Below are 18,254 nucleotides of genomic sequence, written 5' to 3' on the forward strand. Positions count from 1 at the left end.
ATTGCGCGCCCGTGACGATCACCGGCACCCTGCTCCTAAGTTCGCGCCCCGAATGAAAAACGCTTCCCTCCTTTTCTCCGTCCTGGTCGTTGCGGCCGGTTGCGGCGCTCCCACAGGTTCGAACGAGCACATCGGAACCGAGGCCGATAGTTCCGTGGTGGCCACTTCGGACACGCTCATCCTCCCTGGAGAGAACCACTTCAAGAGCTTGAAGCAGCTGACCTTTGGTGGTGACAACGCTGAAGCGTACTGGAGCTTCGATGGCAACCACCTCGTCTTCCAGGTCACCAATCCGGCTTGGGGCGACACGTGTGACCAGATCCGGTACTTCAACCCGTTCACTGATGACCTGAAGAAGGGCCCAACGACCAAACTGAGCGTGAACAATGGCCGCACCACATGCAGCTACTTCCTGCCCGGCGACAGCCTCGTGCTATACGCCAGCACACACCTCGCGGGCCCGCAGTGCCCGCCAGTGCCTGAGCGCGTTCCTGGTGGCAAGTACACATGGCCGCTTTACGAAAGCATGGACATCTTCGTGAGCGACCTCAAGGGCAACATCCGCAAGCAGCTTACCAACGCCAAGGGGTACGACGCCGAGGGCACCGTTTCCCCCAAAGGCGATCGCATCGTGTTCACCAGTGTGCGCGACGGCGACCTGGAGTTGTACACCATGAACATCGATGGCAGTGACGTGAAGCGCGTTACCCGCACATTGGGCTACGATGGCGGCGCCTTCTTCAGCCCGGACGGCACGAAGTTGCTTTGGCGCGCCAGCCGCCCCACCTCGCCCGAGGATGTGAAGGAATACAAGGACCTTCTCGCGGCGGGCCTCGTTCAACCCACGCAGATGGAACTGTGGGTGGCCAACGCAGACGGCACCGATGCGAAACAGATCACCAACCTAGGCAAAGCCAACTGGGCGCCTTACTGGCACCCCGACGGCCAGCGCATCATCTTCGCGAGCAACCACCTCAGTGAGCGCGGCTTCCCCTTCAGCTTGTTCATGATCAATACGGACGGCAGCGGCTTGGAGCGCCTCACCACCAGCGACACCTTCGATGCGTTCCCGGTCTTCAGTGCCGATGGACGCTATCTCGTGTTCAGCAGCAACCGAGGCGGTAAGGACCGCGAGACGAACTTGTTCCTGGCCGAGTGGAAGTGATCACATGGCATTGAACGAGGAGGCCCGTGGGTTTTCCCACGGGCCTCCTCGTTCAATGGTCCTTTACTAGCGGCGTATCAATCTGGAGATGGCCCGGCCGTTCGCGCCGACCCCTGTCACGGTGTAGGTACCGGCCGCAAAGTGTGATACGTCCATCAACACTTGGCCGTTCACGGGCTGCTCAGTGAACTGGTGCACAAGTCGGCCAGCAGCATCGGTCAGTGTGAAGGTTACTGCTCCAGTGAGCGTCGTGCCGACCACAAGAACATCGGACGCGGGATTGGGGTAGGCGGAAATGGCCAGAGGCGTTGCGGTTTCCGGGACCGACACATTGCCCACGGCGCAGGCTGTCACGGAAAGATCATCGACGTACCATCCTGCTTTGTTCACTACGATGGTGGCGAACAAGTGGAAGACGATATCAACGGCAGCCTGCCCCACGTAAGGGGTCAGATCGACCGTGTGCAGGGCCCATGCAGGCGAGAGACCTTGGCTGTCATTGAAGTACACCTGAGTCCCGTTCACCGTCACCCAACCATAGTCGAAGTTGGTGAAGTACTCCCACCAATGAGCCCATTCCAGTTCTGCGGTGATGAACGTGGGGTCACTGAGATCCACCGTGAGAGTCAGGGTGCTCGTATCGCCGGCGTTCGCGTAGCAGTCGTTCAGTACGGTGGCCCATCCGTTGGTGCCGCTGAACGGCCCTGGCGGGTCATTGTAGGTTGAGGTGCAAGCCGTGCCCAAGAGCAGATTCGGAGTGGCACCCCATGCCCAGTCGCCATAACCACCGCTCAGAAGGCCACCATCGCCAGCCTCGAAGTCGTTGGTGTACACTGTTACGGTCGTGCCTGGGCATTGCCCAAAGAGCGTGTTCGCCACAATTGCGGCGATGGGAAGGATCGGGTAGCGCTTCATCATCGAACGGGGTTTTGTGCGGTTGAAGTTAGGCGCATCTTCGCGCGCCGATGGAGCAAGTGACCGAGCGTGGATCGACACCGGGCGGTGGACAAGGTTGGATGGAACGCCTTGCAAAGCGCTGGGGCGTATCACCGAAGCGTGTGCTGGTGATCCTGCTTGTTTTTGCGCTTACGGGTTTCACGGTCATGTTCCTGAAGCGGCCTCTGGTGGGCCTCTTCACCGAAAACGGCGAGCAGCCTCTGCTCTTCACGGTCCTCTATTACATCCTCATCCTGCCGTTCTACAACCTGCTGCTCCTTGCTTACGGGGCGCTGCTGGGGCAGTTCGCGTTCTTCTGGGAGTTCGAGAAGAAGTTCTTCCGGAGGTTGTTCGGAAGGAAGTCTTAAGCGGAGCCGTGTGTTTTAGGTGTGCCCCAAGTTGACCGGGGATCGGGCGGGATTCCTACGCGAAGACGCGTCGGAAAGACATCGGCTTGGGTGGTTGGTGCTTGGGTGTCCTCCGCGATGACGCTTCGGAACGACAGGAGCTTGGGTGTGGACCGGTCGCGTTGACGAACGTTAACGGCCCTGTTCGCCGTTAGTCAAAACAGGTGAAGGCGCAAGGGCGCTTCCTTCCTTCTTTTGAAGCCGATAGCGAGCGATGAACGTGTGGGAAGAGATCAAAACGTGGTGGCGCACCGGCGGTGTGCTCTTGCGGCTCATCATCATCAACGTAGCTGTATTCCTGGCCCTGCTATTTGTCGGGTTGGGAGCCATGTTCGTTGTGGGTCCCGTGCCCGAAGGAACGAAAGCGGGCGATCTGGCCACGTTGTGGATGCACCAAAACGTTCTTCCGTGGCTGGCATCCACTAGCGACCTGACAAGCCTCCCTTTCCGAGCGTGGACCATAGTCACTTACATGTTCACGCATGAAGGTGTGTTGCATTTGTTCTTCAACATGCTCATGCTCTGGTTCAGCGGTCGTCTTTTCAGTGATCTGCTGGGTGAGCGAAGATTGTTCGGCAACTATCTTCTAGGTGGGCTTTCGGGATTCTTACTGTTCCTGCTCTTCTCGAATGTCCCAGCGCTCAGGTCGCTTACCGACGGCGGGCTCATCCTGGGTGCTTCTGCGAGCGTTACCGCCATCTTCGTTGGCGTAGCCGTTTATCAACCCGAACTCGTTGTGCGGCTCCTGCTGTTCGGCGCCATCCGACTGAAATGGCTGGCCCTGATCTTCCTGCTCCTCGACCTCATCAGCATACGCAATGGCGACAACAGCGGTGGCCACATAGCGCACTTGGGCGGTGCATTGTACGGCTACATGGCGGCCGCGCAGCTGAAAAAGGGCAACGACTGGAGCTTGGGCTTCATCAACGGCCTTGAGCGCATCGGCAGCGCACTGCGCTTGCGCCGCGGCGCACGGCTCAAAGTGGTGAAGACACCGCGCGGCAAACGCGTGAGCGATGCCGATTTCAACGCAGCGCGCAACGCCCAACAGTCCAACATCGATGCCATCCTGGACAAGATCAGCCGCAGCGGATACGAAAGCCTGAGCAAGGCCGAGAAGGACATCCTCTTCAAAGCCAGCAATGAAGGCAAGCGCTGATACGCCAGCGCCGGTGCAGCGCAAGGTGAGCCGGTGGCACCTGCCCATCTGGTGGTTGAACATTGCGGCGGCGGGGGCTTTGGTGCTCGCGTATGTGGCCATCCGGGTCAGTCCGGCCAAGTTCTGGCCCTTGGCGTTCTTCGGCATGGTCTATCCCTATGTGTTGGCCACGCAAGTGTTCTTCCTGGGTTGGTGGGCGCTCTTCCGGCGCAAGCGCATGCTGCTGAGCGCTGCTACCGTGCTGCTCGGCTGGAACCATGTCACCGACTTCGTGCAAATGTTCGGTAGCTCCGCCAAGGACGATGACCAGCACGTGAGCGTGATGTCCTGGAACGTGCGGCTTTTCGACCTCTACAACTGGAGCCACAACAGCACTACGCGGAACGAGATGTACGACCTGCTCATCACGGAGGCACCGGACGTCTTCTGCGCACAGGAGTTCTTCAAAAGCGACAACAAGCAGTACTTCAACACCCGCGATACCCTGTTGAAGAACTTCCATTGGACCGGCATCCACGACCATTACGTGCAGCACAACAAAGCCGGGCACCATTTCGGCATTGCGACCTTCAGCAACCAACCCATTGTCGGCAAAGGCAAGGTGGACTTCGGCAGCGATGCCAACAATGCCTGCATTTGGACGGACATTGCCATGCTGAGCGACACGGTCCGTGTGTACAACGCGCACCTCGCGAGCATCCATTTCGGCAGTGCCGACTACCGGTTCATGCGCGATCTTGATGATGGCGTTGAAGGCGATTCACTGCGCCGCGGCGGGGAGCGCATCATCGGACGGCTGAAGAACGCTTTCATCCGCAGGGCTGCACAGGTGGAGCGGATCCACGCGCACATGATGGAGTGCCCCCACCCCATCATCTTCTGCAGCGACATGAACGACACCCCGATGAGCTATGCCTACCACCTCCTCGACCAGGACCTGGTGGATGCCTTCGAAGAGAGCGGCCGTGGTCTGGGGCACACGTACATCGGCGACTTTCCCAGCTTCCGCATCGACCACATCATGCATTCACCATCGCTCGAAGCAAGTGGATTCCGGACCTTGCCCGACGAACTGAGCGACCACCGCCCGATCACCTGCTGGATCGGCAAGGCGGAATGAACGCACCATGGAACTGACCACCTCCTACCCATTGTGGCTTGCCGTTGCCTGCGTGGCACTGGGCATTGCCGTGGCATGGTGGCTCTACAACAGGAGCACCGAGCGCCATGGTTGGAGCAGCGTGCTGGCCAAGGTCATGGCCGTGCTGCGCGCCGCGGCCATCGCTTTGCTGGCCTTCTTCCTGCTGCAGCCCTTGGTGAAGGTGCTGGTGGAGGATGTCCGGAAGCCGGTGGTGGTCATCGCCCACGATGGTTCTTCTTCGTTGCTATCGGGCGCTGATAGTGCCGCAACGAGGGCGGCCCACACGGCCCGGTTGGAAGCGCTCGCCCAAGCCCTTTCCGGCAAATTCGAGGTGCGCTCGTTCACCTACGGCGCGGAAGTCATCGACGGTTTCAACGCAACGCAACAGCAGCCGCTTACGAACATCGATGCGCTTTTGCGTGAGGTCTACGACCGCTTCCGCGGACCGGATCTGGGGGCAGTGATCCTTGACGGTGACGGCATCTGGAACCGCGGTAGCGATCCCCGGAGCAGTGCACAACAACTGGGCGTACCCGTGTTCGTGCTGGCCATGGGCGATACCACTGTGAAGACCGACCTCGTGCTGAAGGCCGTAGAGCACAACCGCATCGCCTATTTGGGGAATGAGTTCCCGCTGCTGGCCAAAGTGGAGGCCCGCAAACTTGCTGGCGCACGCTCCAAGGTGACGGTGTCACACGAAGGCAAGGTGGTGGCTTCAGCCGACGTAGCAGTGAAAGGCGACCCTCAGTTCATCGAACTGCCTCTGTTGGTAAAGGCAACGTCAGCAGGACTGCAGCGCTACACCGTGGCCGTGGCAACCGTGGAAGGTGAAACGGTAGTCGCCAACAACAACCGCACAGTGCTCATCGAAGTGTTGGACGATCGCAGGAAGGTGCTGCTGCTTGCCGCTGCACCGCACCCGGACATAGCTGCGCTCCGCCATGCGCTCACAGGTCTCGATGGGTACACCACCGAGTTGGCCTACGGCGATGCATTTACCGGGAAGGTGGAAGATTTCGACCTGGTGATCCTGCACCAGTTGCCCAGCGCGCGCGGCATGGCCAAGAACGCTTTGGAGGCCATCAGGGCCAAAGGTGTTCCTGCTTGGTACGTCATCGGCAGCGGCACGGACTTCAATGCGATGAACGCGCTGGGCGCGGGTGTGGAACTGAACGCCCAGCGTGGCCGTGTGACCGACGCGCAGGCCACCGTGAACAAGGACTTCGAACTCTTCATCATCGACCCCGACCAGGTGCGGGCCATTGAGCGCTTCCCTCCTTTGCAAGTGCCGTTCGGCGAGTACGAGCAGGGCAAAGCAGCGAGCATGCTGCTGACCCAGCGCGTTGGTGTTGTGCAGACCGCCTCACCGCTGATGGTACTGCAGCAAGGTGAGCAACGCACGGCCATCACCTGTGGCGAAGGCATCTGGCGTTGGCGCTTGGCCGATCAGCAGATGAACCAAAGCACCGCGCATTTCGATGGCCTCGTGCGCAAGCTGGTGCAGTTCCTCGCGGTGAAACTGGACAAGCAGCGGTTCCGCACCGAGCACGCACAAGTGTTCGCGGAGAACGAACCGGTGGTCATCCGCGCTGAGCTGTACAACGCCAGTTTCGAACTGGTGAACGCGCCCGAAGCAACCATCACCATCACGGACGAAGCCGGCAAGGACTTCCCTTTCACGTTCGGTAAAACCGCTGGCAGCTACCGGCTTGAAGCAGGCCAGCTACCGGCCGGTCGTTACAACTACACCGCGCGGACCGCTCTGGCCGGTGAGAACTACACGGCCTCAGGTGGGTTCACCATCGATGCGCTGGTGGCCGAGCAACTGAGCACCGTGGCCGACCATGGGCTCTGGCGCGACATCGCTGCACGCTCGGGCGGGGCAGTTCATGCCGCCACCGATGCCGATGTTGAGGCCATCGCAAACGCGCTCAACGCTCGCGAGGACATCGCAGCCCGCAGCTATGCGCACACCAGCTTCACCGACCTCATCAGCTTGAAGTGGTTGTTCTTCGTGCTGCTGGCTTTGTTGGCCGCCGAATGGAGCGCGCGCCGTTGGGCCGGTGCATACTGATATGTCCACCGCAAACCCTCCAGCACGGCAATGGCTCCGCAACCGTTGGTGGCGCGTGTTCGTTGTGCTGTGCCTCGTGTTCGCCATGCTCTGGCTGTTCAAGGCACCACTGCTGCGCGGGGCCATGAGCTACTTGGTTTCTGAAGACACAACGGGTAACGTGGATGCCCTGTACGTGCTTGGCGGAGGTGCGCTGGACCGTGGCAAAGAGGCTGCACGGCTCGCGACTTCCACCATTGATGCACCATTGTACACCACCGGCAGCAACATCGACGGCACGTTGGAGGAATGGGGCATCACCATTACCGAGGCCGACGTGACGCGGGGTATCTGCGTGAAACACGGAGTACCTCCCGAACGCATCACTGCCTTGCACTTGGGTACCAGCACCATGGAGGAAGCCGACGCCATCCTCGTTCACGCGCGGATGATGGGTTACGACACCATCGGCGTGCTCAGCAGCCGTTACCACCTGCGCCGCATCGATGATGTGTTCACCGACCGATTTGCCGAGCAGGGCATCTTGGTGAAACGCTTCGGGGCCTACAATCCGAACTTCGAGGAAGCGACCTGGTGGCAGGGCGAGTACGGCCTTATCGCCATCCAGAACGAGTACATCAAGCTCTTCTACTACCGCTGGAAGTATTGACGCCGCGAAGCCCGAACTTCGCACGCCATGCCCTTCGAACTATCCAGCGAATTCAGTCCCACCGGCGACCAGCCTGAGGCCATCCGTCAGTTGGTGGAAGGCTTGAACGAAGGCGTGCCGTTCCAGACCTTGCTCGGTGTCACGGGCAGCGGCAAGACCTTCACGGTTGCCAACGTGGTGGCCCAGGTGGACCGGCCCACCTTGGTACTGAGCCACAACAAGACCCTTGCGGCACAGCTCTTCGGCGAGTTCAAGCATTTCTTCCCGCGCAACCGCGTGGAGTACTTCGTAAGCTACTACGACTACTACCAGCCTGAAGCCTACCTGCCGACAACGAACACCTACATCGAGAAGGACCTCTCGGTGAACCAGGAGATCGAGAAACTCCGCCTCAGTGCTTCGAGTGCGTTGCTCAGCGGCCGCCGCGACGTGCTGGTGGTGGCGAGCGTGAGCTGCATTTATGGCATCGGCAACCCGGCCGAGTTCCACAAAAGCGTGGTACACGTGCAGAAAGGCCAGCGCATAAGCCGCAACAAACTGCTGTTGCAACTGGTGGAGGGGCTCTACAGCCGCAACGATGCTGATCCTGCGCGCGGCAACTTCCGCGTGCGTGGCGATGTGGTGGAGGTGCTGCTCGCCTACAGCGATGACGGGATCCGCATCCACTTCTTCGGCGAGGAGGTGGAACGCATCGAGCGGTTCGACGCGGCCACGCGCGTGGTGCATGAAGAGCAGGACCTGGCCACCATCTATCCGGCCAACATCTTCGTCACCAGCCGCGATACGATGAACGCAGCGTTGGCGGCCATCAAGGAAGACATGGAGAAGCAGGTGGCCTTCTTCCAGGAGATCGGCAAGCATTTGGAGGCGAAGCGCCTGGAGGAGCGCACGCTGCACGACCTGGAGATGATGCGCGAACTGGGTTACTGCAGCGGCATCGAGAACTACAGCCGCTACTTCGACCGGCGCAACGTGGGCCAACGACCCTTCTGTCTGCTCGACTACTTCCCGGATGACTTCCTGATGGTGATCGACGAAAGCCACGTGACCGTGAGCCAGGTGTCGGCCATGTACGGCGGCGACCGCAGCCGGAAGAAGAACTTGGTGGAGTACGGCTTCCGATTGCCCAGCGCCATGGACAATCGACCGCTGAAGCAGGACGAATTCGAGGGCATGTTGGGCCAGACCATCTTCGTGAGCGCCACCCCTGCGGACTACGAACTACAACGTAGCGAAGGCGTGGTGGTTGAACAGGTCGTGAGGCCCACCGGTCTTCTGGACCCGCCCATTGAAGTGCGTCCGAGCAAGAACCAGATCGACGACCTGCTGGACGAGATCAACAAGCGCGTGAAGCGCGAAGAGCGCGTCCTGGTCACAACCCTCACCAAGCGTATGGCCGAGGAACTCACCGACTTCATGGGCCGCAACGGGGTCAAGTGCAAGTACATCCACAGCGATGTGGAAACCCTGGAGCGTATCGAGATCCTGCGGCAGCTGAGGCTCGGTCTCTTCGATGTACTGGTGGGGGTGAACCTCCTGCGCGAGGGCTTGGACCTGCCCGAGGTTTCGCTGGTGGCAGTCATCGATGCTGACAAGGAGGGCTTCCTGCGCAGCAATCGCTCGCTGACGCAGACGGCGGGACGCGCCGCGCGGAACGTGAACGGCTTGGTCATCTTCTATGCCGACAAGATCACCGAGAGCATGCAGCGCACCATGGACGAGACAGAACGCCGTCGGGCCAAGCAGATCGCATACAACACGGAGCACGGTATCACGCCCACGCAGATCAAGCGCGATCGTGCGGACATTCTCCGTCAAACAGCCGTGGTGGATGTGAACAACGACGACAAGCGCAAGGCATACGTGGAACCGGAAGGACTGAGCGTGGCAGCCGACCCCGTTGTACAGTACATGGGCCTTGACCAGTTGAAGAAGAACTGCGACATTCTGGAGGCACAGATGCGCAAGGCCGCCAAGGAGCAGGACTACATCAGCGCTGCCGGCTTGCGGGATGAATGGCAGGCCATGAGGAAGTTGTTCGAGGAGCGCTCTGCCGCCGAGGAGCCGACTTCCAAAGCGTGACCTTCCAAGACTGTGGATAATTACCGGCTTGTTGTTCGTCGGATCGGGCAACGGTCCATCCCTGTTGGGCGTTCTTTTGTTGCGGAACCAACCACTTGTTGCACAATCCCCAGAACATGATCAAACCTTTCCTCTCTCTGCCTCTGCTGACGGCACTCTTGGTGTCAGGCACCACCAGCGCCCAAGTCTCGTTCGGCGGTCAACCCATAGGGCTTGGAGCCCTGAAGGCCGAGCTACCTGAAGCACCGGTGAAAGTGATGCCCGCCGTGGACGCGGTCACATTGATGGTCGAGGATGCCGAGCGCATGGCCAGCGGGAACAAGATGCTCCGCTTCGGTCAGAACCACGCTACGGACCTCAACTTGGACAATAGCGGAACGTGGACAACATTGGCCAATGGCGATCGTGTTTGGCGCCTGGGCATTGAGTGCCCCGGTGCGCTCAGCATCAACTTCGAGTTCCACAACTATGTGGTGCCGGAGGGCGGTCGCGTGTTCGTGTACAACGCCATGGATCAATTCCTTGGCGCTTTCACCGCGGCCAGCCATCCAGGACATACGGTGTTGGGCGTGGATCTACTGCCCGGCGACCGGATCACGGTGGAATACATCGAACCTGCCAGCCGCGCTGGTCAAGGCCAGCTTATGATCGGCCAGGTCACCCACGGGTACCGCGATGTTTTCGGCCTTACCAAAGGGTTCGGTGACAGTGGTTCATGCAACAACAACGCCGTGTGCCCCATCAACACGGGCTACCTTGACCAGATCCGCAGCGTGGCCATGATCGTTTCGGGCGGCTCCGGTTTCTGCACCGGCCAATTGCTGAACAGCTGCGCAGAAGATGGTACGCCCTACTTCCTTACCGCCAACCACTGCCTTCAGGGCGGCAACCCGACCACCTGGGTCTACCGGTTCAACTGGCAAAGCCCCGTTTGCACGCCGAACACCAACGGACCCACCAACCAAAGCGTCAGTGGTTCCACCTTGCTGTACAACAGTGCGGGTAGCGATGTGGCCTTCTTGGAACTGAACACCACCCCGCCATCGAACTACAACGTGTTCTATACCGGCTGGGACAAGAGCACCACGGCAGCCACGGAAGTGCGTTGCATCCACCACCCAAGCGGCGACATCAAGAAATTCAGCATCGAGGAAGACCCTGTGATCTCGGGTACGTTCAGTGGGGCCCAGTGCTGGCATGTGCAAGCTTGGGACGACGGTACAACTGAACCCGGAAGCAGTGGCGCCGGACTATGGAACCAGGATGGCCGGTTGGTGGGCCAGCTTTACGGGGGCCAGGCCCAGTGCAGCTTCAACTTCAATGACTACTTCGGGAAGTTCAGCACAAGCTATCCAGGACTGCAGCAGTGGTTAGGCAACTGCGGGAACACGGTTGATGGTGTCGGGGGCAACGTAAGTGTTTCGGAAGCGCTGGCCACAGCGGGTATGGAAGTGTACCCGAACCCTTCCGCGGGTTTTTTCACCGTGGTCTTCCCTCGCCAAAGCCAAGGTGATGTGCGCCTGCGTGTGAGCGATGCCATGGGCCGCTTGGTCATGGACCGCACCGTTACCACGGTTGAGAACATGGCTACCCTCGACCTGTCAGGTGCAAGCGAAGGTGTTTACCACCTGGAGGTTACGGCTGGTGCGACAAAGGCGGTGCAGCGCATCGTTGTACAACACTGATCAACGGACCGTCATGAAAGAAGCCCCGGCAATGCCTGGGCTTCTTTCGTTTCCGGCTAAGGCTGCCGGGGTGGCCGGTTCCATGGCACGTCGCCCTCGTCTTTCAAACGCGCGTCGATGTCGCGGACATAGGCCCAGTGGTTCTTGGCCCAGTGATATCCATCGTAGCTCAGATCGGGTCCGTAAAAGGGCCATTGGCCGCTGAGGTCCTGGCGCGATGGCGACAAATGGTCCATGACGATCATGCCCTCTTGCGCCACCCACTTCAAACTCATCCTCACCTCGAAGTTGAAGCCGTACACGAGCCGTGATTTTTTCACGCGCCATGGCTTCCCTTTCGCATCGAGGCCATCGAACACGTCGCTCCCGAAGCGTGGTGCTGCACCCTTGAACGAGAGGACCTCGACCACTTTTCTGGTTTCCACTTTGCTGAAGCCTTTCCAGCCGAGCAGGGTGTACAGGGTTTTGCCGCCCTTTTTCACCGGCACCACATCGTAGTACAGGGCACCGTACCACTTGTCCGGTCCGAGCGTTGCGAATTCCGGCACTGACGCGGGGGCGGTAGCGTCCGTGAGCTCTACAACAACGTTCCCGCGTTTGTCCTTCGCGACGATAAGACCCTCGTACCGATGTGTTCCATCAGCCCAAGGGATGTTCCAAGTGAACAAGCGGAACTTGCCGTCGGGCGCATCCACCCTGCTGATGCGCACAGCATTGAAATCGTGCGTCATGGCATCCGCCGCAGCCAGCGCTGACCGTAGTTCAAGCTTCAGCGCTTCACTGTACCGGAGCTTCGCGCTGTCATCCTGTGCTTTGGCCAGTTCCGCCACACGGGCTACCAATACACTGTCCCTAAACTGAGCGAGCCCATGCCCACCAGCGAGAACGAAAGCCAGGATGATGATCGTTCTGGACATCATACGTCTAGAACGCCGTCCATTGCCTACAAGTGCATGAACTCCTTCTTCGCCATCAACTGCTCCTTGGTCTCGCGGTGGTCGGGATCGTCCACGCAGCAGTCAACCGGGCACACTGCCGCGCACTGCGGCTCATCGTGGAAGCCAGTGCACTCGGTGCATTTGTCGGTGACGATGTAATACACGTCCATGGCCACAGGTGTTTGGGCGGCATCAGCGGTGTAACTGTTGCCCATGGGCGTGGTCAAGGGGCCCTTCAGGCTTGTGCCATCGCTCAACCGCCATTCCGCGCCACCCTCATAGATGGCGTTGTTGGGGCATTCGGGTTCGCAAGCGCCGCAGTTGATGCACTCGTCCGTGATCTTGATGGCCATGGGTACCGGTCTATTTTCGCGCCCCGCTCAGCAAGGCGGGCCAAATATACCCGTGACCTTCCTCCCACTTGAGCACCGGCTGGGCGCTTTCGTTCAACTCGGCAATGTGTTCCGCCACTTGGCCACCGGGGGTGCGTGGCCCGGGCACGTACTGGGCATCACTGCAGACGAGCAGGCGGCTTTTGAACGCGCCATCGCCCAGGCCGGGGTCCAGAACGGGTGGTTCACCGAAGCGAACGTGCGGCACATGCTGGGAGCGCTGGGCGCCATGCTGGATGGTGGTGAGCTGCACTCCTGGGCGGGTCGAAGGAATGAGCCCAGCGCAGCACAACGCGTCGGCGTCATCATGGCCGGCAACATCCCATTGGTCGGCTTCCACGATCTGCTCTGCACTGTGGTGGCCGGGCACGTGGCCGTGGTGAAGCCCAGCGCCCAGGACACCGTGCTGATGCGGGCCACCGTTGATCTGCTGCTTCGGCTGGAACCCGGTCTGGAGCCGCAACTCCACTGGGTCGATGGCAAGCTCGGGGAGGTGGACGCGGTCATTGCCACGGGCAGCAACAACACTGCGCGCTACTTCGAACACTACTTCGGGCACCTTCCGCACGTTATCCGCAAAGGCCGTGTGAGCGTGGCAGTGCTCAGCGGCAGTGAAAGCGAGGAGGAACTGCAAGCGCTGGGCGAAGATGTCTTCCGCTACTTCGGCCTGGGTTGCCGCAATGTGAGCAAGCTCTTCGTTCCCCAGGATCTTGACCTGGACCGGTTCTTCGGCGCGGTGTACAGCTGGCGCGACATTGTGAACCACAACAAGTACGGCAACAACTACGATTACAACAAGGCAGTATGGCTTCTGGAACGCGTGCCGCTCATTGAGAACGGGTTCCTGCTCTTGCGCGAGTCGGCTGCTCTCGCCAGCCCCGTAGCGGCTCTGCACTATGAGCGCTACGGTGATACTGCTTCCGTCGCGCGGCACTTGGAACTGGTGAAGGACAGCATCCAGTGCGTCATCGGCCACGGCTATCTGCCCTACGGATCCTCGCAGCAGCCCTCGTTGGCCGACTATGCTGACGGTGTGGATACCATGGCCTTCCTGGCCGGGTTGGGCTGATGCACTGCGGTCTGTGCATTTCGTCCCGCTGAACTGCGTCGGTGGTTGCCGTCTTCTTCGCCGCTTTGGGGCATGGGTACGGCAGAGGCCTTGGACCTCTTCAAGAGCTACTTGAAGCTGGAGAGATCCTTGAGCGATCGCACGGTGGAGGCTTACCTCCATGACTTGGGCAAGCTCCTGGCATACTGCGATGACCATTTGCCTGCGCTCGATGTTGAGCGCCTGGGCTTGGAGGACCTGCAAGGCTTCATTGCTTCCGTGGCCAAAGAAGGTCTTGGCGCACGCAGCCAAGCCCGGTTGCTGAGCGCGGTTCGCGGCTTCTACAAATGCCTGCGAGTGGAACGGATCATCAAGGACGATCCCAGCGAGCTCATCGATATGCCGCGCATGGGCCGCAAGCTGCCGGTCTTCCTCACTGTGCAAGAGATCGATGCGATGATCGGCGCCATAGACATGAGCCGGCCCATGGCGCACCGCGACCGTGCGATCCTCGAGACCCTCTACGGTTGCGGATTGCGCGTCAGTGAACTTTGCACCTTGCGCTTGAGCCGTCTGAACTTCGAGGAAGGCTTCGTTCGGGTGATCGGCAAAGGTGACAAGGAGCGTTTGGTGCCGATCAGTCCTGAGGCGGTGAAGCAGATCGAACTCTACCGCACGAACGAGCGCAGCCATCTGCCCGTGGCGAAAAGCGCCGAGGACATCCTGTTCCTGAACGCGCGCGGAAGCGGGCTTTCACGGGTGTCCGTCTTCAACCTCACCAAGCGACTCGCAGCGCTGGCGGGGGTGCGCAAGACGATCAGCCCGCACACGTTCCGGCATTCGTTCGCAACGCACCTGGTGGAAGGCGGCGCCGACCTGCGTGCTGTGCAGGAGATGCTCGGCCATGCCAGCATCACCACCACGGAGATCTACACGCACCTGGACCGCGACTACCTCCGGAGCAACATCATGCAGTTCCATCCGAGGGCGAAGTAGGCCGCATCGCCCCCAAGCCAGTGCTTCGCGAACAAAAGGTACCTGCGGTATGCGCATGGCAACCTCGGCAGCAACATCATCGTTCCATCCGAGGGTGAAGTAGTTGCGCAACGTTCCACCACCCTTCCCATCACACCGTTGCTTCCCTGAACCGACCGTTGCTGAAACGCGTCCCTGTCGGTCCCGCCTGGGGCACCTGATACCCTGAAGCAGTGGTCTCTTGGCACAAAACCAAGGGACATGAAAACACTACTCCTCCTGCCTGCAGTCCTGCTCTCACATGGCCTCGCCGCGCAATGGTGCGTGCCCACCACGGCTACACCGTATGGCACCACTATGCCGGGAGTTACCCAGTTCACACTAAACACCATCAGCAGGGCCAGCACCGACATCGAGAATTATCCGAACAACAGCTACGTGAACAGTGGGCTTACGACCACGCTCGATAAAGGCGAGACGTACGCTGTGACCGTGGGCTTCACGATCGACGATGTGATCTTCCCGGGGTCCCACATGAACCTACGCGTTTGGGTGGACCTTAACCACGATGGCCAGTTGGATGACGTCGGCGAAACCTTGCTTTCGGTGAACGAACAATCGGGCCCTACCTACACCGGGGCCATCACCGTACCGATGAACGCGCTCACTGGGGATACACGGTTGCGCGTAACCGCCAAGATGTGCTCACACACCGGCCACAGCCTTCCAACGCCTTGTGACTTGCCTGCCGATCCCCTGGGCTACCACGGCGAGCTGGAGGACTACACGGTCGAGATAGTGGATGCAGTCGGTATCGTGGAGCCAAGGGTGGTGGAGGGTGTTGCCATCGCAACTGACGGTGATGGACCGCTGCTCATCACGGATCTGTCACAAGGCGGCGATGCCTGGCTGGAGGTCATGGATGCTTCTGGGCGTTCTGTGTCCAGCATCGCGCTGGGTTCCCTTCCGCAGGGAAGGACCGTTCGGCACTTCGGTCGGGAACTGGGACATGGGACATACATCGGACGGTTGTGGTTGAACGGTAGCGTGCACACTGTGCGCTTCTTCAGGTAAACGCCCATTGCCACCGATGACAAAGCCCCGCTGGAGCGATCCGGCGGGGCTTCCTGTTCGTACGGGACCGACCCTAACGTGTATCGGCCACCAACACCGAACGCTGGGCATCATAGCGCTGCATCACCGCTGCCCATTGTGGCAATATCCCTTGTTCGTACGCCTTGTTCCAAACAATGCTACCTGTTAGCGGCTCGAACCGCGCAAGTCCCAACGGCATATCGAAGAAGGTGAGGTCGGTCCCTTCCACTCGCGGCATCAAGGTCATCTCCACGTCCAGATTGCATTTCACGGAGCGTCCCTCCCACTCCGGCCCGAACGTGAGGATCTCGAAGCACTTCGTCACATGCCCTTCCATTCCAACGCGCACGATGTACTGGGCGTTGTTCTCCAGTTCGAACATGAACTTACCGCGACCTGTCGTCATTTCGGCATCCACTTTCACGCCGTTCTTGTACAAGCGCGCCACGGCACCGTCAACGGGTTCGCCCGTGGCGTGATCGCGCACAACACCTTCGATCTTCAGGCAGCTGGCCTTGGTCGTGTTGACCGCCAGCACCGCCCCGACGATCATGCCGAACGTGGTAAGCCGTTGCATGGTCTTCAGTTTTTCGTGGGCGGCAAACGTAGGATCTCATGATCGATCGATCAAGCGGGATCAACCGCGATCCACAGAACTAACGAACAGCTCCTTGTGAACAGTGTTCACTCCAAACCCAAGCGCAGCTTCAAGTGCTGCTCCAACACGGCTCCCATGCTTGTGCATGTGGCCAATGCAGGAGCGCCGTGCAGTTCGGCCAGTTCACCCGCCAATTGCCTGACGTGGTCCGGTGGGCTGATCTCGTCCTCCCGCATCACGCGGAAAAGCTCATCCAGCTGGCCTTGGGAGAGCCGATAGCGCTTGCGCAACAACGCCCGCTCCTCGTTGCCGTACTGATCGGTGCTCTCGCTGCCGATGTGCTGCTGCGCGAACTGCACGTAAGGAAGGTTCTCTTTGTAGAACTGTGGCAGGTAGATGCGATGGCGCCCCTCGTAGCACTGCTGGTCGAAGTCGATGCTGCGCAGGCGGTACTGCACCTGGTCGAAGTCCTGGATGACGTCCACCACGAAGTTGTAGGCACGCATGTCGCCCAGCAGCCGGGCGAAACAACGCTCGTTGAACTTCACGAATTCCTTGCTGAGGCGCACCGGGTTGAGGTTGCCGCCATAGTGCTTGGGGTCGCGGATGAAATCATCGCCGGGCACGCCGATGATGTGCTCCTCCACCAGCGTATCGCCGTCCACGAGGTAATTGATGCGGTTGGGACTGAGCAGGTGCTCCAGCTCCAGTCCGTAAACGCGGCTCGCGTCGGCCTTCTTGATGTAGTAGTAGTCGTGGTTGTCGTTGATCTGGTTGAGGATCTTGATGCGGAACGGTTGGCTATTGCCGTAAGCACAGAAATCAATGCTGGCCACCCGCAAATGGTCCACGCGCCGCCCATCGGCCACCACCATCTGGTAGAGCTGCACCAAACGTTCATGGACGTCCTCCATTTCCGCCGGGCGCAACATCACGGTGGTCCACAAGGTCTCGCGGCCTTGCACATCGTGCTGGGCCATGAGGCCATCGTGCCGCAAAAGGTCCGCATAGGCCACCGGTGACTTGTCGGCGCGATCGATGGTGTGCAGGAAACCGGAAAGCCGCTTGCTGATCGGATAGATCGGCTTGCGTTGGTGGATATGGTTCAGCTCCATACGGCCGGTCAAAGATGACGATCGGCCCTTGCCGCCCTACTGGAGGACCACAACCCGTCGGCCAGCCGTCGTGATCATCGGTGAAGCTGACCGTAGGATGGCCCTGCCCAACAGATCGACCTGCGAAGCTGAAACGTTCCTTTGGCTGAGCGGTGCAACCTCAGCAACTGAAGTCGCGGTAGCTGGGCTGGTAACTATGCGTATGTCATCAATGGCCCATGCTCCAAGTCCACCGTCGTACGCTTGAAGGATGAGCTGGAAGAACCCGTAAGGACTGCCCTCCTCCGCCTGCACGACGCCAAGATCGGTCATGATGGTTTCCACCGTTGATTGTTGGGCAGGCACATCGCAGACCACCGTAGTCGGCATTGTGGTATTGGCACCAAAGCGCACATGAACACGGGATGGGCCATCCGGTGCGGCGGTGTGCCTGATGATGACACTGTCGATGCTGAGCCCTGAGAACGCTAGTCCGGACAACATCACCTGATGGGCAGGATCGAGCGTGCCAGGCCAGTTGTACGTGGCCACGGCGTTGTCCGCCACCGCCACCGGATGCGGGCAGGCATCCACACCAAGCCAACTGGGCGCAATGCCCATGAGCACCGCCGTGCCCCCGGTGGGCAGCGCACAAGCCGTGCATCCACTGTCGCAGTTGAGCACGGTTGCGCATGGCTGGTTGGGCCATGTGTAGTTCAATGTTTGCGCACTGGCTACCGAGCAAGACAAGGCGGCGCACATACTGAGGAAGCTATTCATCGGTGAGGCTTGAGCGGGGGGCCTTGAACGCTCAGG

General features: G+C 60.1%; 17 protein-coding genes. 11 read left to right on the plus strand and 6 right to left on the minus strand.

The window, feature by feature from the left end; genetic code table 11:
* The first annotated feature begins 52 nt into the window (after positions 1–52).
* Positions 53–1,165, plus strand: a complete 1,113-nt coding sequence (locus IPJ76_17170; GenBank protein QQR86297.1) for a PD40 domain-containing protein — start codon at positions 53–55, stop codon at positions 1,163–1,165.
* Positions 1,166–1,231: 66 nt separating this feature from the next.
* Here IPJ76_17170 and IPJ76_17175 read toward each other — a convergent pair whose 3' ends face one another.
* Positions 1,232–2,083 (minus strand): T9SS type A sorting domain-containing protein, encoded by an 852-nt coding sequence (locus IPJ76_17175; GenBank protein ID QQR86298.1) that lies wholly within the window; start codon positions 2,081–2,083, stop codon positions 1,232–1,234.
* 98 nt (positions 2,084–2,181) lie between these two features.
* Between IPJ76_17175 and IPJ76_17180 the strand changes: the two genes are divergently transcribed.
* The 7 genes from IPJ76_17180 (at position 2,182) to IPJ76_17210 (ending at position 11,298) form a co-directional block, all read left to right on the plus strand.
* A complete protein-coding gene (locus IPJ76_17180) occupies positions 2,182–2,469 on the plus strand; it encodes a prolipoprotein diacylglyceryl transferase (GenBank protein ID QQR88499.1) in 288 nt (95 codons plus the stop codon).
* 253 nt (positions 2,470–2,722) lie between these two features.
* Complete coding sequence (locus tag IPJ76_17185) at positions 2,723–3,667, plus strand: rhomboid family intramembrane serine protease (GenBank protein QQR86299.1); 945 nt, start codon at positions 2,723–2,725, stop codon at positions 3,665–3,667.
* Positions 3,651–4,787 carry an endonuclease/exonuclease/phosphatase family protein gene (locus tag IPJ76_17190; GenBank protein QQR86300.1) on the plus strand — a complete coding sequence of 379 codons (1,137 nt, stop codon included), beginning with the start codon at positions 3,651–3,653 and terminating at the stop codon, positions 4,785–4,787. Before IPJ76_17185 ends, IPJ76_17190 begins: the two co-directional genes overlap by 17 nt.
* A gap of 7 nt (positions 4,788–4,794) precedes the next feature.
* Positions 4,795–6,882 carry a hypothetical protein gene (locus IPJ76_17195; GenBank protein ID QQR86301.1) on the plus strand — a complete coding sequence of 696 codons (2,088 nt, stop codon included), beginning with the start codon at positions 4,795–4,797 and terminating at the stop codon, positions 6,880–6,882.
* A 1-nt stretch (position 6,883) separates the two neighbouring features.
* Complete coding sequence (locus IPJ76_17200; protein ID QQR86302.1) at positions 6,884–7,531, plus strand: YdcF family protein; 648 nt, start codon at positions 6,884–6,886, stop codon at positions 7,529–7,531.
* A 27-nt stretch (positions 7,532–7,558) separates the two neighbouring features.
* Positions 7,559–9,613: an excinuclease ABC subunit UvrB gene (gene uvrB / locus IPJ76_17205; GenBank protein QQR86303.1), complete on the plus strand. Its 2,055-nt coding sequence runs from the start codon at positions 7,559–7,561 to the stop codon at positions 9,611–9,613.
* Between the two features lie 116 nt (positions 9,614–9,729).
* Positions 9,730–11,298 carry a trypsin-like peptidase domain-containing protein gene (locus IPJ76_17210; GenBank protein QQR86304.1) on the plus strand — a complete coding sequence of 523 codons (1,569 nt, stop codon included), beginning with the start codon at positions 9,730–9,732 and terminating at the stop codon, positions 11,296–11,298.
* A 56-nt stretch (positions 11,299–11,354) separates the two neighbouring features.
* On the opposite strand, the gene IPJ76_17215 is transcribed toward IPJ76_17210, so the two are convergent.
* Both IPJ76_17215 and IPJ76_17220 read right to left on the minus strand, forming a co-directional pair.
* On the minus strand, positions 11,355–12,215 hold the full coding sequence (locus IPJ76_17215; GenBank protein QQR86305.1) for a hypothetical protein: 861 nt from the start codon (positions 12,213–12,215) through the stop codon (positions 11,355–11,357).
* 26 nt (positions 12,216–12,241) lie between these two features.
* Positions 12,242–12,589: a 4Fe-4S dicluster domain-containing protein gene (locus tag IPJ76_17220; GenBank protein QQR86306.1), complete on the minus strand. Its 348-nt coding sequence runs from the start codon at positions 12,587–12,589 to the stop codon at positions 12,242–12,244.
* 52 nt (positions 12,590–12,641) lie between these two features.
* Between IPJ76_17220 and IPJ76_17225 the strand changes: the two genes are divergently transcribed.
* The 3 genes from IPJ76_17225 (at position 12,642) to IPJ76_17235 (ending at position 15,725) form a co-directional block, all read left to right on the plus strand.
* Positions 12,642–13,697 (plus strand): acyl-CoA reductase, encoded by a 1,056-nt coding sequence (locus tag IPJ76_17225; GenBank protein QQR86307.1) that lies wholly within the window; start codon positions 12,642–12,644, stop codon positions 13,695–13,697.
* 72 nt (positions 13,698–13,769) lie between these two features.
* Positions 13,770–14,672 (plus strand): site-specific tyrosine recombinase XerD, encoded by a 903-nt coding sequence (xerD, locus tag IPJ76_17230; protein ID QQR86308.1) that lies wholly within the window; start codon positions 13,770–13,772, stop codon positions 14,670–14,672.
* Positions 14,673–14,912: 240 nt separating this feature from the next.
* The gene (locus IPJ76_17235) at positions 14,913–15,725 is read left to right on the plus strand and encodes a hypothetical protein (GenBank protein ID QQR86309.1); all 813 of its coding nucleotides are present in this window, start codon (positions 14,913–14,915) and stop codon (positions 15,723–15,725) included.
* Between the two features lie 73 nt (positions 15,726–15,798).
* Here the strand turns inward: IPJ76_17235 and IPJ76_17240 are convergent, their stop codons facing one another.
* The 3 genes from IPJ76_17240 to IPJ76_17250 form a co-directional block, all read right to left on the minus strand.
* On the minus strand, positions 15,799–16,323 hold the full coding sequence (locus IPJ76_17240) for a hypothetical protein (protein ID QQR86310.1): 525 nt from the start codon (positions 16,321–16,323) through the stop codon (positions 15,799–15,801).
* Positions 16,324–16,430: 107 nt separating this feature from the next.
* Positions 16,431–17,459, minus strand: coding sequence for a hypothetical protein (locus tag IPJ76_17245; protein ID QQR86311.1), 1,029 nt, complete (start codon positions 17,457–17,459; stop codon positions 16,431–16,433).
* A gap of 36 nt (positions 17,460–17,495) precedes the next feature.
* Positions 17,496–18,218 carry a hypothetical protein gene (locus IPJ76_17250; protein ID QQR86312.1) on the minus strand — a complete coding sequence of 241 codons (723 nt, stop codon included), beginning with the start codon at positions 18,216–18,218 and terminating at the stop codon, positions 17,496–17,498.
* Positions 18,219–18,254: the final 36 nt, after the last annotated feature.

Source organism: Flavobacteriales bacterium, from assembly GCA_016699575.1.
Taxonomy (GTDB): domain Bacteria; phylum Bacteroidota; class Bacteroidia; order Flavobacteriales_F; family PHOS-HE28; genus PHOS-HE28.

Excerpts from the sequence above, each read along its gene's own strand:
- IPJ76_17180 (QQR88499.1), top strand. The coding sequence starts at position 2,182 with ATGGAACGCCTTGCAAAGCGCTGGGGCGTATCACCGAAGCGTGTGCTG.
- IPJ76_17210 (QQR86304.1), top strand. The coding sequence starts at position 9,730 with ATGATCAAACCTTTCCTCTCTCTGCCTCTGCTGACGGCACTCTTGGTG.
- IPJ76_17195 (QQR86301.1), top strand. The coding sequence starts at position 4,795 with ATGGAACTGACCACCTCCTACCCATTGTGGCTTGCCGTTGCCTGCGTG.
- IPJ76_17235 (QQR86309.1), top strand. The coding sequence starts at position 14,913 with ATGAAAACACTACTCCTCCTGCCTGCAGTCCTGCTCTCACATGGCCTC.
- IPJ76_17215 (QQR86305.1), bottom strand. The coding sequence starts at position 12,215 with ATGTCCAGAACGATCATCATCCTGGCTTTCGTTCTCGCTGGTGGGCAT.
- IPJ76_17200 (QQR86302.1), top strand. The coding sequence starts at position 6,884 with ATGTCCACCGCAAACCCTCCAGCACGGCAATGGCTCCGCAACCGTTGG.
- xerD (QQR86308.1), top strand. The coding sequence starts at position 13,770 with ATGGGTACGGCAGAGGCCTTGGACCTCTTCAAGAGCTACTTGAAGCTG.
- uvrB (QQR86303.1), top strand. The coding sequence starts at position 7,559 with ATGCCCTTCGAACTATCCAGCGAATTCAGTCCCACCGGCGACCAGCCT.
- IPJ76_17245 (QQR86311.1), bottom strand. The coding sequence starts at position 17,459 with ATGGAGCTGAACCATATCCACCAACGCAAGCCGATCTATCCGATCAGC.
- IPJ76_17175 (QQR86298.1), bottom strand. The coding sequence starts at position 2,083 with ATGATGAAGCGCTACCCGATCCTTCCCATCGCCGCAATTGTGGCGAAC.
- IPJ76_17240 (QQR86310.1), bottom strand. The coding sequence starts at position 16,323 with ATGCAACGGCTTACCACGTTCGGCATGATCGTCGGGGCGGTGCTGGCG.
- IPJ76_17250 (QQR86312.1), bottom strand. The coding sequence starts at position 18,218 with ATGAATAGCTTCCTCAGTATGTGCGCCGCCTTGTCTTGCTCGGTAGCC.
- IPJ76_17170 (QQR86297.1), top strand. The coding sequence starts at position 53 with ATGAAAAACGCTTCCCTCCTTTTCTCCGTCCTGGTCGTTGCGGCCGGT.
- IPJ76_17185 (QQR86299.1), top strand. The coding sequence starts at position 2,723 with ATGAACGTGTGGGAAGAGATCAAAACGTGGTGGCGCACCGGCGGTGTG.
- IPJ76_17190 (QQR86300.1), top strand. The coding sequence starts at position 3,651 with ATGAAGGCAAGCGCTGATACGCCAGCGCCGGTGCAGCGCAAGGTGAGC.
- IPJ76_17220 (QQR86306.1), bottom strand. The coding sequence starts at position 12,589 with ATGGCCATCAAGATCACGGACGAGTGCATCAACTGCGGCGCTTGCGAA.